General features: G+C 71.4%; 12 protein-coding genes and 1 tRNA gene. 4 read left to right on the forward strand and 9 right to left on the reverse strand.

Annotated features, from left to right (window positions below; genetic code table 11):
* Nucleotides 1–19: 19 nt before the first annotated feature.
* From WMF17_RS03900 to WMF17_RS03910, 3 genes are all read right to left on the reverse strand, one after another.
* Nucleotides 20–952, reverse strand: coding sequence for an MlaE family ABC transporter permease (locus tag WMF17_RS03900; protein WP_437600618.1), 933 nt, complete (start codon nt 950–952; stop codon nt 20–22).
* On the reverse strand, nt 942–1502 hold the full coding sequence (locus WMF17_RS03905; protein ID WP_437600619.1) for a hypothetical protein: 561 nt from the start codon (nt 1500–1502) through the stop codon (nt 942–944). Before WMF17_RS03905 ends, WMF17_RS03900 begins: the two co-directional genes overlap by 11 nt.
* A gap of 90 nt (nt 1503–1592) precedes the next feature.
* A complete protein-coding gene (locus WMF17_RS03910) occupies nt 1593–2372 on the reverse strand; it encodes a rhomboid family intramembrane serine protease (protein ID WP_437648170.1) in 780 nt (259 codons plus the stop codon).
* A 303-nt stretch (nt 2373–2675) separates the two neighbouring features.
* On the opposite strand from WMF17_RS03910, the gene WMF17_RS03915 reads away from it, so the two are divergent.
* The 3 genes from WMF17_RS03915 (at nt 2676) to WMF17_RS03925 (ending at nt 6331) form a co-directional block, all read left to right on the forward strand.
* On the forward strand, nt 2676–3638 hold the full coding sequence (locus WMF17_RS03915; protein WP_437648172.1) for a DnaJ C-terminal domain-containing protein: 963 nt from the start codon (nt 2676–2678) through the stop codon (nt 3636–3638).
* Nucleotides 3639–3704: 66 nt separating this feature from the next.
* The gene (locus WMF17_RS03920; RefSeq protein WP_437648174.1) at nt 3705–4796 is read left to right on the forward strand and encodes an AgmX/PglI C-terminal domain-containing protein; all 1092 of its coding nucleotides are present in this window, start codon (nt 3705–3707) and stop codon (nt 4794–4796) included.
* Between the two features lie 134 nt (nt 4797–4930).
* Nucleotides 4931–6331, forward strand: coding sequence for a serine/threonine-protein kinase (locus WMF17_RS03925; protein WP_437648176.1), 1401 nt, complete (start codon nt 4931–4933; stop codon nt 6329–6331).
* Here WMF17_RS03925 and WMF17_RS03930 read toward each other — a convergent pair.
* On the reverse strand, nt 6328–7536 hold the full coding sequence (locus WMF17_RS03930; protein ID WP_437648178.1) for a chorismate-binding protein: 1209 nt from the start codon (nt 7534–7536) through the stop codon (nt 6328–6330). The genes WMF17_RS03925 and WMF17_RS03930 overlap by 4 nt on opposite strands.
* A 127-nt stretch (nt 7537–7663) precedes the next feature.
* On the reverse strand, nt 7664–8272 hold the full coding sequence (locus WMF17_RS03935; protein WP_020732843.1) for a response regulator: 609 nt from the start codon (nt 8270–8272) through the stop codon (nt 7664–7666).
* A 476-nt stretch (nt 8273–8748) separates the two neighbouring features.
* Here WMF17_RS03935 and WMF17_RS03940 point away from each other — a divergent pair.
* Nucleotides 8749–8822, forward strand: a tRNA-Pro gene (locus tag WMF17_RS03940).
* A 230-nt stretch (nt 8823–9052) separates the two neighbouring features.
* On the opposite strand, the gene WMF17_RS03945 is transcribed toward WMF17_RS03940, so the two are convergent.
* The 4 genes from WMF17_RS03945 to WMF17_RS03960 all read right to left on the reverse strand — a co-directional run bounded on the left by WMF17_RS03945 (nt 9053) and on the right by WMF17_RS03960 (nt 14889).
* On the reverse strand, nt 9053–11800 hold the full coding sequence (locus tag WMF17_RS03945; RefSeq protein ID WP_437648180.1) for an ATP-binding protein: 2748 nt from the start codon (nt 11798–11800) through the stop codon (nt 9053–9055).
* A gap of 213 nt (nt 11801–12013) precedes the next feature.
* The gene (locus WMF17_RS03950; protein WP_437648182.1) at nt 12014–12985 is read right to left on the reverse strand and encodes an electron transfer flavoprotein subunit alpha/FixB family protein; all 972 of its coding nucleotides are present in this window, start codon (nt 12983–12985) and stop codon (nt 12014–12016) included.
* A 78-nt stretch (nt 12986–13063) separates the two neighbouring features.
* Entirely contained in the window at nt 13064–13891 is an 828-nt protein-coding gene (locus WMF17_RS03955; protein WP_437600627.1) for an electron transfer flavoprotein subunit beta/FixA family protein, read from the reverse strand.
* Nucleotides 13892–14313: 422 nt separating this feature from the next.
* Nucleotides 14314–14889: a hypothetical protein gene (locus WMF17_RS03960; protein WP_437648184.1), complete on the reverse strand. Its 576-nt coding sequence runs from the start codon at nt 14887–14889 to the stop codon at nt 14314–14316.
* Nucleotides 14890–15092 lie beyond the last annotated feature (203 nt).

Genomic DNA, 15092 nt, shown 5'->3' on the forward strand with positions numbered 1-15092 from the left:
CTTTCCGGACCGGCCGTGATCACCGGCTCGGGAAGAACATGATGGACATCTTCGTCAGGAAGAAGTCGGCGATCAGGATCGTGATCGACGTCACCACCACGGTGCGCGTGGTCGCGTGACCGACGCCCTCCGTTCCACCGCGTGTGATCAGCCCGAAGTGGCACCCGACGAGCGCGATGATCGCCCCGAAGAAGGGCGTCTTGTACATCCCGCTGAAGTAATCCATGAACGTGACCGAGCTGAGCGCCGTCCTCAGGAAGAAGCCGGCCGGGATGCCGAACTCGGTCGCGCAGATCAGCATCGCCCCCCCGAAGCCCAGCACGAGCGCGAACGCGCCGAGCACCGGCATCACCACGATGCTCGCGAGCAGCCGTGGCAGGACGAGCTTCTTCACCGGGTTGGCGCCGAGGGCGCGGATCGCGTCGATCTGCTCGGTGACGGCCATCGACCCGACCTCCGCCGCGATGCCGGCGCCGATGCGGCCGCCCACGATGACCGCCGTCAGGGTCGGCGCGAGCTCGCGCGAGAACGACAGGCCGATGATGCGGCCCGTGTACTCCATGCCGCCGAACTTCTGCAGGCCGATGGCGAACTGCACCGCCATGACCATCCCGACGAACAGCGCCGTCACGGACGCGATCGCGGCCGAGCGCACGCCGAGCGACTCCATCTGGTAGATGGTCGAGCGCAGCTCGAGCGGCCGATCGAAGATCGCCTTGATCGCCCCCCAGGTCATCCGCCCGAACTGCCCGAGGTGCTCGACGAACCCGACGGCCGACTCGTTGATCCTGGCAAGCAGCGGGGGGAGCGGCGGCGGCGGCAGGCTGTTCGGGCCCCGGCTGGCGGGGGCCACGCTGTTCGGGGGCAAGCTGCTCGGGCCCGGGCTCGTGGAAGCCGGGCTGTTCGAGGAGGACGGCGGCGCCTCCGGGGGCCGTTTGCGCTCAGTCGTCATGGGCCGGCAGGGTCGAGAAGCCGCGGACCATCTGTGTGAACGCCGGCTCGCTGGCGGCGTAGCGAGCGGGATCTGCGATGAGGAGCATGTCGTACACGCAGCCGTTCTTCTTGAGCACCCAGATATCGAACACCTTCGGCACCCCGTCGAGCTTGGCCGAGACGACCGTGTGCATCGCCTCGCGGCCGTCGAACGGGACGACCTCCTGCTTCAGCACCTCGCGCTCCGTGAAGTGCAAAAAGAGGTGGTTGGTCAGCGAGACGAGCGGGATGTCCTCTTCGTTCCGGCAGCGTCCGTTCAGGGCGATGGTCGCCCCGTTCGTGTCGTCGCGGTACGCCACCGCCGCGTCCGAGACCGAGATCGGCTTCCAGCTCGCCGGCGCCGGGGGCACGCGGAAGGCGATCTCCGAGCCGCGGTAGACCGTTCCATCGAACGACGGGCCTCCGCAGCCGGCGATCGCGATCGCGATCGCGAGTAGCCTGGCCCGGGGGTTCGCTGCCTCGGCCGCAGAACCGGCGGCGGTGGGGCGCCTTCGAAGGGGTCGTCGCATCGCTGCGGGCCGACGCTATCACGCTTTTGCATCCTGGGCGAACGCCGGCGTCGCGCCCGTCTCTACGCGTCCCAGCGGTCGCGGCGTCTATCAGTCCCAGCGGTCGCGCGGCCGCGGCGCGTCCCACGGCGCGGATCGGCCGGCTGCCGGGCGTCGGGGCGACGCGCGCCAGTGCTGCCAGCGCTCGTGCTCGCGCGCGGAGCGCCCCACCATGAAGAGGCGGACGAGGAAGAGCCCGGCGACGAACCCCCCGAGGTGCGCGAAGAACGCGACGCCGCCGCTGCGCATGTCGATCGAGCCGAGCCCGTTCAGCAGGTTCACCACGAAGTACTGGAGGATGACAAGCCACGCCGGCAGCTCCAGGAACAGGCCGAAGATGAACCACAGGAGAAAGATCGGGTTCAGCACCGTGATCGGCGAGCGCGGGTAGAGCGACGCGTACGCGGCCAGCACGCCCGAGATGGCGCCCGAGGCGCCCACCATGGGGATCATCGATCCGGGATCGATCACGATCTGGGCGCCCGCGGCGGCGATCCCGGACAGCGCATAGAACGCCGCGTAGCGGAGGCTGCCCAGCGCGTCCTCGACGTTGTCGCCGAAGATCCAGAGGAACAGCATGTTCCCCCCGAGGTGGGCCCACCCGGTCGGGTCGTGCATGAACATGCTGCTGAAGACGGTCCACCAGGCGTCGGTTGGCTCCTCCAGCAGCTGCGCCGGGACGAGGCCCCACACGGAGAGCAGTCGGTCGGGCGGGAACCCGGCCGAGATCATCGACCGCATCCAGAAGAAACCGAGGACGTTGAGCGCGATCAGCAGGTAGTTGACGATCGGCACCTTGCGGGTGGGCAGCTGGTCTCGGAGGGGCAGCATCGAATTTACTTAAGCACGGGGGCCCGTGACAGCATCCTTCGGCCTTGATAGACCGGGGGCCCCATGATCGAGGTGCGGCTCCGCGACACGCTGGCCCAGGGGCCTGCCCTGCTCGTCCTGTGGCGACCCGGCGAGGTCCGCATGTCCTGCTGCCGAGGAGCGGCTCCTCGGCACGACCGGCCGCCGCCGTCCTCTGCACCAGTGGACGAAAACTCCTGGCAGATCTAGGTTTCCGCCCGATGAGGGCCCCCGGCGGCCCGCGTCGCGTGCCTCTCCTGCAGCCCAGAATGATGACGGACGACCATGGCTCGTGATCTCTACTCCGTGCTCGGCGTCTCGCGCGATGCGGACGAGGACAGCATCAAGAAGGCGTTCCGCAAGCTCGCGATGAAGTACCACCCGGACAAGAGCCCGGGGAAGGCCAACGAGCAGAAGTTCAAGGAGATCAACCAGGCGCACGAGGTGCTGAGCGACAAGACGAAGCGCGCGCTCTACGACGAGTTCGGCGAGGAGAGCCTCTCGCAGAACTTCGATCCCGAGCGCGCCCGCGTCTACCGTCGCTACGCGAACGCCCGGGCTGCGGGTGGGGGCCGCGGCGGCCCCGGCAACTTCGACGTGCAGGAGATCTTCGGCAACGCCGGCGGCGGCCAGGGCGATCTCAGCGACATCCTCGGCGACCTCTTCGGCCGAGGCCGCGGCGGCGCGGGCCGGCGCGGGCAGCCCATGCGCAGCCGCGGCGGCGACGTCGAGCAGGACCTCACCATCGATTTCGTCTCGGCGGTGCGGGGCACGACGCTCCAGATCCAGCGCGCCGACGATCCGCAGCCGGTGACCGTGCGCGTCCCGCCCGGGGCAGCCGAGGGGAGCCGCCTGCGCATCCGCGGCCAGGGCTCCCCCGGCGTGGGCGGCGGCGAGCCGGGCGATCTGCTGCTGAACATCCACGTCACGCCGCACCCGTTCTTCAAGCGCGAGGGCGACGATCTCCACCTCGATGTGCCCGTCACCCTGGGCGAGGCCTACCGCGGCGAGAAGATCCGCATCCCCACGCCCGACGGCGAGGTCACGCTCAAGATCCCGGCGCACACCCAGACCGGCCAGGTGATCCGGCTGCGTGGTAAGGGCATCGCCCGCAAGGCGAGGGAGCCGGGCGATCTCTACGTGAAGTTCGTGGTGTACGTCCCGACCGTCGACGACCCCGAGGTGGCGAAGGCGATCGAGCTGCTCGACGGCACGGTGGAGGCGCCTCGCGGCGATCTCCGGTTCTGAGCGCGGTCGCGGGTCGGCGCGGCCGCGCGTCGGCTTGGGCGAGCGCAGCTCTCGGGTAGACATGGCATGAAGCGGCCTCTCGCGATCGATCCCTGGCCCCTCCTCGCGGCCGCCATCGCGCTCGCCGCGTGCGCCGCGCCGGCGCCGCCGCGCCCTGCGCCCGCCGCCGTCCCGCCTGCGCCTCCGCCGCGGCGGGCGGCCGCGCCGGCGCCCGCCGTCGCTCCCCCCGCCGCGTCGCCCGCGCCGGCCGCGCCGCCCGCCTCCTCGGCGGTCCCGCCGGCGGCGCCGAGCGCCGCCTCCGCGGACGCGGCCGGCGAGGCCGGCGCGCTCCAGGCGCCCTCGATCACGATCGATCCGCCCTACAAGCTCGGCCAGCACCTGGTGCCCCGCGGCCAGGCCGAGGCGGCGGAGCGGGATCGCTGGAACGCCGGGGGCAGGGGAGATCCTCCCGCGCCGCCGCCTCCGGCCGAGGGGCACCCGCTGCCGCGGATCATCGTGGACATCGGCAAGGTGAATGGCCCGCTCAAGGCGCGCGAGGTCGAGCGCATCGCCCGGCGGCACCTCTGGGTCCACGTGTACTCGTGCTACCGGCTGCGCGCGTACAGGGACCCGTCGCTTCACGGCAAGACCACCGTGCGGCTCACGGTGAGCCGCGCCGGCAAGGTGACGGGCGCGCGCGCGACCTCGTCCACGCTCTCCGCGCCGGACGTCGTCTCGTGCCTCGCGCAGCGCGCGAGGTCGCTCTCGCTGCCCAGGGCCAGGGCGGGCTCGACCGTCGTCGCCACGCTGCAGGTCTATCCGGGCGACGAGCCTGTCGAGCCTCCGCCGTCCGTCCTCGTTCCCGGTCCCGGCGAGCTCCGGCCCGACGCGATCTCGGCCGCCGTGGCCGACGCCTTGCCCGCGTGGCGGAGCTGCTACGAAGCGGCCCTTGCCGGCGCGCCGGCGCTCTGGGGCCGCCTCGCGATCCGCTTTCATGTGACCGACAGCGGCGCCGTCGACGAAGCCTTCGAGGCCGAGTCGCGCTTCCCGGACGAACGGCTCACCCGCTGCGTGCTCCGGCGCGCGCGCGCCCTCACGTTCCCGGCGCCGGAGGGCGGCGACCTGCGCTTTGTGGTGCCGCTTCGTCTTTCGCCCGACCCGCAAAGCCCGCCGCGATAGCTCCCGCGCTCCCCGCGGTGCGAACGCTCACAGCGCATGCACGGCCAAGGCGGTCTCGCAAGCGAATCGCGCCGCAACAAATTGCGCCCCGGGGTCGATGTGCAACTTTACCGTGGGGGAGGAGGCTCAGGTATATGCACATCTCACCGGGCACCATCGTTGGGGGGAAGTATCTGCTGGAGAGGCAGCTCGTGCGTCCTGGCGCGCGGGTCGCGCGCGATCGGGGCTCGGTCTGGGTCGCGCGCGAGCTGCAGCTGGGCGCGCGCGTCGCCCTGAAGCTCTTCCACCCCGAGGCCGGCGCGACGGGAGATCTCCTCCGGATCGATCGCTGGGTCCGCGCTGCCGCCTGGCTCTCGTCGCGGCACGTGGTGCGCGTGTACGACCACGGCGTCGAGGGCGAGGTGGTCTACCTGGCCATGGACCTGCTCACCGGCGAGGATCTCGCGACCCGCCTGCTCCGGCGCAGCAGGCTCTCGCTCCAGGAGGCTGCGCGTATCGCCGCGCAGGCCGGCGAGGCCCTCCAGCGCGCGCACGCGGCGGACCTCCTTCACCAGGGCCTCCGGCCGGAGAGCCTCTTCTTCGCGCTGGACGGCGGCGAGGAGGTCGTGACGGTGCTCGACCTCGGGCTCCCGAGGGCCGCGCCGCGGCTCGTGGGCGAGGTCGCGGCCGACGTGAGCGCGAGCTCGCTGCACTACCTCAGCCCCGAGCAGATCCGGTCGGAACGTACCCTCGATGCGCAGACCGATCTCTGGTCGCTGGCGGCTGTCCTTTTCCGCGCGGTGACTGGCCAGCTCCCGTTCCCCGGCGACATCGCCAGCGTCGTGGCCTCGAAGATCCTGCTCGCACCGCCGCCCGCGGCGACGCAGCTCGTGCCGAGCCTGCCTGCCGGGCTGGACGGCTTCTTCGAGAAGGCGTTCGCGCGCGACCTGGCGCGGCGCTTCCGGTCGATCGACGAGATGGTGGAGTTGCTCGTCCGGATCGCCGACCTCGCGCCGCCTCCCTCGTCCGGCGTGCTGCGCCCGCCCCCGCCGGCGCGCGTCCCCTGGGTCCCTTCGGTGCGGCCGCTGTCCGCGCTGTCTGCGGAGGTGGCGGCGTCGGGCGTTACGGCGCGGGCGGAGCCTGGTACCGAGCCACCGAGCGCGGGCCGGAGGGCGGCCCCGGTCACGCAGCTCAGCGCGGAGAGCGCCGAGGTCGTGCGCGGGCTCGACGGGCTGTCTGCGCGCGCGGGGTGGGTCATCCCGGCCGGCCTCATCGCGCTGCTCGGCGTGGCGGTGTTCGCGACGACGGTTCGGCTGGATCAGCCCAGGCTGACGACGGCTTCGACCGGCGCCGCGGCGGCCGTGCTCTCGGCCTCTCTCGCCTCCCGCCGCGTCGAGGCGCCGCCCGCCGCCCCCGAGGTGGCCTCCTCCGCGCTCTTCCGTCGAGCGCCGCTCGCCTCTCCCCAGCGCAGCGCCCACGCGCCGCCGAGCGCCGCGCCGCCGCGTCCTGCGCGGCCGCGCTCCTCTGCGGGGGGCGCCCCCGACGGGCCGCGCTAGGCGCTCCGGGACGCGTCGTCCTCGGCGGCTGCGGCCTTCTCGGCCGCGGCCTTCTTCCCCTCGGCGATGTCGCGCGCCTTGCGCGCCTCCTGCGCCGCGCGGATGGCCGACAGCGGGCCGCGCGCGTCGCGGTGCGTCCGTTCGGCTTCCGCTCGGGGCTCGCTTCCGTTCGCGATGCGCGCGCCGGTCATCACCTCGAAGTACCCGGATTCGCTCCAGACGGCGCCGAGCGTGTGCGCGATCTCCGCGCCCTCCGGCCCGAAGTACCCGATCGCGCCGCCGTAGACCCACCGTGGCCCGGCCTCGAGGCTGCGGCTGATGGCGCTCGCGCGCGCCGCCGGCTGGCCGACGGCGCTGCTGCCCGCGAGGGCGGCGCGCAGCGCCTCGACGGGCGACGCGTCACCGGGGCGCGGCCCGGCCGACGGATCGTGCTCGACGCGCACGAGCGTCTCCCCCGAGGTCCCAGCGATGGTGAGCCCCGGCGCGAACGGCGACTCGGCGAAGTCGACGAAGTAGAGGTGCGTCGACGGCGCGAGCACCCGCAGCGCGCGGTACACGTCGAAGGGATCTGCGCCCCGGAGCGGCGCCCGGAACCTGCGGGCGAGCACGATCTCGCTCGCCTCGCCGGCCGTGATGCGCTGGCGCGCGGCGGCCACCTGCGCCGCGTAGCGCTCGTCGCTCACCGGCGTCTCGAGGTGCTCCGGCAGGGCCTCCGGATCGAGCGCGGGCAGGCTCTGCTGCTCGGGCCCGTGCGCCATCTCCCACGCGCAGCGGTTCACCGCGCCCTGCGATCGGCCGGCGATGGTCATCGTCTGCGCCACGCTGTCGAACACGACGACGGTCGCGTCCTTCAGCACCCGTCCGAGGTACATCTCCTCGGGCCACGGCTCGATGCCCATGAGCTGGTGCACCGTATCGTACGAGAGGAAGCCGACCCATGCCTGGCAGACGCGGGCTGCCAGGTCGCTCGGCGGGCCCGACGCTGCCGGCTGGCCGAGCCCCTCGGCCAGCGTCGCGAACGGGTCGAACCCGCTCGGGAGGAGGCTCTCGGCGCGCGCCCGGTATCCAAGGATCGCGTAGCGGCCCCAGCGTTCACCGGAGACGGCGGACTCGAGCATGAACGATGATCGGCCCGGCGACTGGGCGCGGAGCGCGGCGTAGGCGCGGACCGGTGTGATGTGATCGGCCGGGAGGGTGCGGGTCACGACGGCGCTCATCGCCGGCGAGCCTACACGACGTTGCGCCGCCCGGCGAAGGAGGGCAAGGTACCCGGAGGAACACGGCGGAGGGCGGAGAGCCGCGCGTGGCGGCTCCGGCATCGCCCCTCGCTGATCAGTAGTGGCCGAAGAGGTCCTGGATCCGCGACTCGAGCGCGACGGCGATCTTGTAGAGCGACGAGATGGACGCCGACGACTCGGCGCGCTCGATCTGCGAGAGCAGCGACACGCTGAGCCCTGTGCGGCGCGCCATCTGCTTGAGCGTCAGGTCCTTGTCCTTGCGGAGGTTCCTGATCGTGTCGCCGATGACGCGGTGGAGCTGCTCTTCGGGGGTCCGCGCGAGGCCCTTCTTGCGCATGACGCGGGCGAGCACCTCGCGGAACTCGTCCACGTTGAACGGCTTCTTGATGTAGTCGACCGCGTCGAGCTTCATGGACGCGACGGCGCTCTCGAGGTTGGGGAAGCCGGTGAAGATGACGACGGCGATGTCGTTGTCGACCTTGCGAATGCGCTTGAGCACCTCGATGCCGTCGAGCTTCGGCATCATCAGGTCGAGGATGATGAGGTGGTAGCCGCCCGCGCGGACCTCCTCTTCCACGGTCGTCGGATCGCCCAGCGTCTTGACCTGGTAGCCGTCGCGCTCGAGCAGCGTCTGCATGTAGTCACAGATCGCCCGGTCGTCGTCGACGATCAGAATGCGTACAGCGGGAAGCTCAATTGCCACCTGTTCCTCCTCTCACGTACGACCGCCGAAGTCGGTCGCTCTTGTCTTACGTGCGACCGCCGAAGCCGGTCGCCCTTGTCCGTTCTGGAAGGGGCCGCACAAGACGGTCCCTGACTCCACGTTGCATGAGCAGGGGCGAAGCCCTGACCGGCGCCCAGGCACCTCGCTCTCTGCTTCCTATCGGCAACATCGGGATTCCAGTGACACTTTAACACGACCTGAGCAAGGTGGAGACGGGAGTTTTTTCTTGCGCTCCACTGATTCTTGGCTTCGTGAAACGTCCCGGGCGCCGGATAGGCGCCAAAGAGCTGTGTTTCCGGCCATTTCCCGCCATTTGTCCGGGCTGTGGTGCGCCATCGTTCGGGGGAGCGGGGGCTGCGCCGGTGGGGTCCTGATCTATTTCGTCTTGACAGGAGGCTCGCTCTTGGCGATGTTGCGCGCCCGCTGTTCAGCGGGCGTTGCTTCGCGGCAGCGTACGGGGCGTAGCGCAGCCTGGTAGCGCACTCGGTTCGGGACCGAGGAGTCGGAGGTTCAAATCCTCTCGCCCCGACTCATTTCTTCGCATGCTGACAGGTAGAATCGCCGCGGGACGGCCCTCGCCGTCCCCGCTGGCGTCCCTGTCGTTGATGCCCGACAGGAGCCCCTCGCTGAGGCGTTCGCTCGGCGTGCGGCAGGACCGAAGGGGTCCCTGCTCGCCGCGGGAACGCCGGTCTGAGGCGCTCGTTCGGTAGGCGGTAGGCCGAGGAGGCCCTCCGCCCCGGACGACCTGGAGCCTCGCCGCTACCCGGTGCGCCCGGCCAGGTTGGCGATCACCGCCGCGAGCTCCGACGCCTCGATCGGCTTGGGTACGTGCGACTGGAATCCGGCCAGGAGCGCCCGCGTCCGGTCCTGGGCGCTCGCGTACGCGGTCAGCGCCGCGGCCGGGATGCGCCCGCCCTGCTCGGGGCTCTGCGCCCGCAGCCGCCGGATCAGGCTGTAGCCGTCCTCGCCGGGCATCCCGAGATCGCTCAGGATCACGTCGGGCCTCTCGCGCGCGATCGCCGACAGCGCCTCCTCGACCGTCGCCACCGCCGTGATGGTCGCCCCCTTGCGCTCCAGCACCGTCGTCACGAGCTCCCGCGCGTCCGGCTCGTCGTCGACCATCAGCACGCGGACGCCCTGGAGCGTCGGCTCCGTATCGGCGGCCATGTGGCTCAGCCCGTCGGCCCTCCGGAGCGCCGCGATGGCGCCCCGCGGCGCCAGCGGGATGTCCACCACGAACGTCGCGCCCTTGCCCTCGCCCCCGCTCTCCGCCTTCACGGTGCCGCCGTGGAGCTCGATCAGGTGCCGGGCGATCGCCAGGCCGAGCCCGAGCCCGCTGTGCGGCCGCGTGCTCGTGCTGTCGGCCTGCCGGAAGCGATCGAACACGTACGGCAGGAACTCCGGGACGATGCCCTGGCCTGTGTCGCTCACCTGGATGCGCGCCAGGCCCTCGGCCCTGCCGAGCTGGATCGAGACCTTGCCGCCGCGCGGCGTGAACTTGATCGCGTTCGACAGGAGGTTCCACACCACCTGCTGCAGCCGGGTCTGGTCGCCCGAGATCGGCCCCGCGTTCGGGTCGAGCTGCACGACGAGCTCGATCCCCTTGGCGTCCGCGCCGTGGCGGACCGCGTCCATGGCCGCGTTGATGATCGGCGGCAGATCCACCAGCATCACGTCGAGCCGCAGCTTGCCGGTGATGATGCGGGAGGCGTCGAGGAGATCCTCGACGAGCTGCGCCTGGAGCGTGCCGTTGCGCTCGATCGCCTCGAGCGCGCGGACGTGCGTGTCCGGCTTCAGCGAGCCCTGCCGGAGCATGCGCGCCCAGCCGAGGATCGCGGTGAGCGGGGTCCTGAGCTCGTGGGAGAGCGTGGCGAGGAACTCGTCCTTGGCGCGGTTGACCTGCTGCGACTCGCGGTAGAGCTGGGCGTTGTCGAGCGCGAGCGCCGCGAAGTTGCAGAGCTCCTCGGCGAGCGCGAGATCGTCGATGCCGTAGCGCCGGCTCGACTCGGTCGAGAGCAGCGTGATCGCGCCGCGCGTCCGGCCGCGGGCGCGCAGCGGGACGATCATCGCCGAGCGGACGCCGAGCTCCCGGAGCAGCGCGAGGTAGACCGGATCGTGCGCGCCGGACCAGGCCTCGTTGCCGGGCTGGAGCGACGAGGCCCGCTGCCACGCCATGCCGTCGACGTCCGGGAGCAGCAGCGAATCGCCGCACCGGAGCACCGCGTGCACCGCGCGCGGCATCTCGGGATCGGTCGGGTAGCGGGCCGACAGCTCCCTCCCCAGCGACAGCTTCGCGCCGCTCGCGTGCACGGCCGCGAGCCGGCTCAGCGAGCCGTCGGGCTCGACGATGTCCACCACCGTGGCCTCGGCGATGTGCGGCACCGCGAGGCGCGCGACGTTGGACAGGGTCGTGTCGTACTCGAGGCCCGACAGCGCGAGCTGCCGGCTCGCCTCGCCGATGAAGTAGCGCCGCTTGTCGGCGAGCCGCTTCTCGGTCACGTCGCGGAAGACCAGCACCAGCCCGACGAGCTCGCCCTCGTCGCTCCGGATCGGCGCGCCGTTCGAGTCGATCGCGAGCTCCGAGCCGTCCCTGCGCAGGAGCAGCGTCGTGTCGTCGAGCCCGATGATCCCGCCGTGCCGCAGCACCTCGGTGACCGGGTTGTCGAGATCGTCGCGCGTCTGCTCCGAGATGGCCCGGAAGACCTCGGACAGCCGGCGATCCCTCGCCTCGTCGAGCGTCCATCCCGTCAGCGTCTCGGCCACGGCGTTCATGAAGTCGATCCGGCCCGAGCCGTCGGTCGAGATCACCGCGTCGCCGATGCTCTTCAGCGTCGTCGAGAACTTGGTCCTGCTGACGCGCAGATCCGCCTCGAGCTGCTTGAACTGGGTGATGTCGGCGAAGATGGAGACCGCGCCGAGCATGTCGCCGTCCGGCGAGAAGAGCGGCGCGCAGCTGCCGAGCAGCATCCCGTGCGTGCCGTCGAAGCGCTGGAAGTGGACCTCCTCGGCGGGGACGGTCTCCCTGAGCGTGAGGCACCGCGCCATCGACCAGTCCTCGGCGGCGAACGGCCGGCCGTCGGGGTGGAACGCGCGGTAGCGCCCCCACCCCTCGACGTTCTCGGCGGTGGCGCTGCCGGCCCAGATCCGCTCCGAGGCGCGGTTCTGGAGGGTCAGCTTGCCCTGGGTGTCGGAGACGATGATGCCGTGCGGGCTCTCGCTGAGGAGCGCGTCGAGCAGCCCGCGCTCGTGCCGCGTGATCGCGCGGAGCCGCTCGACCTCGCGGCGCAGCGCCTCGAGCTCGGTGTCGATCGGCGGCACCGACGCGGCGAGGGGCGTGAGCTCGAACGAGGCGCTCGCGGTCGGGTCGAGGCTCGCGATCGCGCGATCGATCTCGACGACCGTCGGGCCGAGGAGCCGTCGCTGCTCGGCGGTCGAGGCCGCCTCGTACAGCAATGCCCTGGCCTGAGCGAGCGCCGTGACGATCGGGATGTCCGAACGTTCGGGCATGGCCTTCAAGGGATCCCACGGCCGCCGGTCGCGAACAAGATGCTAGGCGGGCGACCTGACACGGAAACTACGTTGCCGGACGCGGACTTCTTGCTGGACGGACTCTTCCGGTGTGCTGGGGTACGGCCGCGGGCTCTCCCGGTGTGCCGGGGTACGGCTGCGGCCCTCGAGGGCGGCGCTGGCGCACCCCGGCGGGGTCGGTGGCCGCGACGGTCAGCTGCGCGCCGCCTGGATCTGCTTCACGAGCTCGGGCACGGTCGTGAAGAGGTCGGCGACCAGGCCGTAGTCGGCCACCTGGAAGATCGGCGCGTCGGCGTCCTTGTTGATGGCCACGATGACCTTCGACCCCTTCATCCCGGCGAGGTGCTGGATGGCGCCCGAGATGCCGATGGCGAAGTAGAGCGACGGCGCGACGACCTTGCCCGTCTGTCCGACCTGCAGGTCGCTGGCGGCGTAGCCTGCGTCGCATGCGGCGCGGCTCGCGCCGACGGCGGCGCCGAGGACGTCGGCGAGCGGGTCGAGGATCTCGTTGAAGCGCTCCTTCAGGGCGCGGCCGCCGGAGACGACGACCTTGGCCTCGGCGAGCTCGGGGCGCTCGCTCTTCACCTGGTCGAAGGAGACGAACTCCACGCGCTCCGCGGCGGCGCTCGGCGGGATGACCGCGACCTGCTCGAGCGGCGATTTCGCCCCGGCGGGCTCCGCGGCGGCGAACGCGCTCTGCCGGACGGTCACGACCTGGACCTGGGTCGTGACGGTGCAGATCCCGTACGCGTTGCCGGCGTACATCGGGCGTTTGTACCTGAGCGTCGAGCCCTCGGCGAGGAGCTCGGAGATGTCGCTCGCGAAGCCCGCCGAGAGCCGGGCTGCCACGCGCGGGAGCAGGTCCTTGCCGTAGGCGCTCGCGGTGCCCACGACGACCGCGTATCCCTTGGCGGCCGCCGCGACGGTCGGCACGTAGCGCTCGGCGACGTAGTCCTTGAGCGCGCTCGACTCGGCGACGAGCACCTTGGCCGCGCCGAGCGTCGCCGCTTCCGCGGCCGCCTCGCCGAGGGCGTCGCCGATCACGAGGATCGCGTACGTCCCGCCGAGCGCCGCGGCGGCTTGCCTGGCGAACGTGACGGCGGAGTGGGTCGTCTTCTTCAGCTTTCCATCGGCGGCCTCGGCCACCACGAGAACGTCAGCCATGAATCCCTCCTGCACCTCGTCGACTTGTGTCGGTTCATCCCCGCGCGCGCGGGGGCCACGACCTGCATTCGCGGTCCGTCAGAGGACCTTCGCCTCGTCCTTGAGGCGCGTGACGAGCTCACCGACGTCTTTCACCTTGATGCCTGCCTTGCGCGCCGGGGGCGCCTGGAACGCCTGGTACTGGACCTTGAGCGTCGGGTCGGCGGCGAGGTCGACGAGCTTCACCTCGACGAGGGGCTTCTTCTTGGCGGCCATGATCGCGGGGAGCGCCGCGAAGCGCACGCCGTCGTTGTACTTGAACGTGGGCGCCGTCTTCATCGAGTAGACGCTGGTCGGCGCGACGATGCGGAGGTCGACCGTGACCACGGCCGGCAGGCGCACGCGGAGCGTGGCGACGCCGCCGTCGACCTCGCGGCCGACGAGCAGCGCGCCCTTTTCTTCCTTGAGGGTCGCGGCGAAGGTGGCGAGCGGCCAGTCGAGCAGCTCGGCGAGGATCTGGCCGACCTGGTTCGAGTCGCCGTCGACGGCCTGCTTGCCCATGACCACGACGTCCGGCTTCTCGCGCTCGACGAGCGTCTTGAGGGCGCGGGCCACGAGGTCGCCGTCGAGCTTGTCGTCGGTGACGTCGACGCGGAAGGCCCTGTCGGCGCCCGTCGCGAGGGCGGCGCGGAGGGTCTGCTCGGTCTCCTTGGGCCCGAAGGTGACGACGACGACCTCGCCCGCGCGCGTCTTCGGCGCCTTGCCGTCCTCGGTCAGGCGCAGCGCCGCTTCCAGGGCGTACTCGTCGAACGGGTTCGGTTTCCACTCGAGCCCGGTCGTCTCGATTTTGTCCCCTGAAGGAGGGATCTTCACCTTGTTCGCGTTATCCGGATCGGCGACGCGCTTGAGCGGAACGAGGATCTTCACGGCTCGGTTGGCTCCTGTTGCTGTGGGGTAACGCAGAGCGTAGTCCCCCGGGGCAGGGGCGCGCCAGACACGACAGACGGGCCGGCGGACCCGAGCGTGGATCCGGCGAGCCCGACTGAAATAACGCGCCCGAGGCGGAGGAAATCGGTCATGGCAGCGCCGACGTGGTGCGTCAAGCAGGCGTGGTGGTTCTGACGGCATGGACGCGATCCGTTGTGAGGCGCCTCGCGGCGGCGGGGGGCGCGATGGATGCGAACCGTTGAGAGGGGGCTGGCGGGCGGGGGCTGCCACGTCAATCCACCCCGGCCACGGGCGCTTCCTCGTCGATCGCGGGCTCGCCTGCGCCGCCGTCTGCCGGCGGGGCGCCGTCGGCCGCGTCGGTCTCCTTGCCGCCCGAGCGCCGGCGCTCGACCTTGCCCGCCTCACGCTGCAGCTCGGTCGCTCCCGGCTGGTCCTGCGCCTCCAGGTGGATGCGCTGCGCGTCCAGCTTGCCGAGCTCGTCGCCCCCGGCGAACCACGCCTGCACCCGCCTTGAGCAGGTTGCCCCCCGGCGTCGGCAGCGCCTTGAGCGCCGCCTTCGACTCCGGCGTCAGCCGGTCGCGCGCGAGCTTCACCTCGCCCGCCTCATCGCTGTAGCTCGCCGAGATGAACTTGAGCCCATCGGCGAAGAGCTGATCGCGGAGATCGAGGTAGATCGCGGCGTCCTCGGGATCGTCGGCCAGATCGGCGAAGCCGGTGAGCACCGCGTGGGCGCCGCGGGCCTTGCGATCATGGATCTGATCGAACACGCCCTGCTTTTGCTGGATGCCGGTGAGCTCGTCATTCGCCTTCTTCTGCCGGCGGTGCGACTTCAAGATCCCGTCGTGCGCCGCCTCGATATCGTCGATGAGCGGAGCGCACCGCTTCAGCGATACGAGGCGCGGCCTTTCGCGCTCCGGGTCGAGCCAAGCCGCCGTGATCTGGACCATCTGACGAGGAGAGAGGTCTTTGAGCGCCATGGTGCCTCCTTGGTCTTCCTCCGGCGACGATCGCCGGGGAACGCACCCTCGGTGAGGCTTTCAGATCGGGCGCTGTCCGTGAAGGCCGTTCGCGCGGCGCAAACGTGCCCTCGCCACCAGCTCTGCGGTAGTTTTTCGGCCGGCTTGAACCGCGGCCGCCCGGCGCCGCCCTCCAGCCGTCGTCCTGCCTCGCAGGCCGCCTC

The sequence above is a fragment of the Sorangium sp. So ce362 genome (assembly GCF_051519845.1).
Lineage (GTDB): Bacteria > Myxococcota_A > Polyangia > Polyangiales > Polyangiaceae > Sorangium.

Excerpts from the sequence above, each read along its gene's own strand:
- WMF17_RS03900 (WP_437600618.1), bottom strand. The coding sequence starts at position 952 with ATGACGACTGAGCGCAAACGGCCCCCGGAGGCGCCGCCGTCCTCCTCG.
- WMF17_RS03905 (WP_437600619.1), bottom strand. The coding sequence starts at position 1,502 with ATGCGACGACCCCTTCGAAGGCGCCCCACCGCCGCCGGTTCTGCGGCC.
- WMF17_RS03910 (WP_437648170.1), bottom strand. The coding sequence starts at position 2,372 with ATGCTGCCCCTCCGAGACCAGCTGCCCACCCGCAAGGTGCCGATCGTC.
- WMF17_RS03915 (WP_437648172.1), top strand. The coding sequence starts at position 2,676 with ATGGCTCGTGATCTCTACTCCGTGCTCGGCGTCTCGCGCGATGCGGAC.
- WMF17_RS03920 (WP_437648174.1), top strand. The coding sequence starts at position 3,705 with ATGAAGCGGCCTCTCGCGATCGATCCCTGGCCCCTCCTCGCGGCCGCC.
- WMF17_RS03925 (WP_437648176.1), top strand. The coding sequence starts at position 4,931 with ATGCACATCTCACCGGGCACCATCGTTGGGGGGAAGTATCTGCTGGAG.
- WMF17_RS03945 (WP_437648180.1), bottom strand. The coding sequence starts at position 11,800 with ATGCCCGAACGTTCGGACATCCCGATCGTCACGGCGCTCGCTCAGGCC.
- WMF17_RS03950 (WP_437648182.1), bottom strand. The coding sequence starts at position 12,985 with ATGGCTGACGTTCTCGTGGTGGCCGAGGCCGCCGATGGAAAGCTGAAG.
- WMF17_RS03960 (WP_437648184.1), bottom strand. The coding sequence starts at position 14,889 with ATGGCGCTCAAAGACCTCTCTCCTCGTCAGATGGTCCAGATCACGGCG.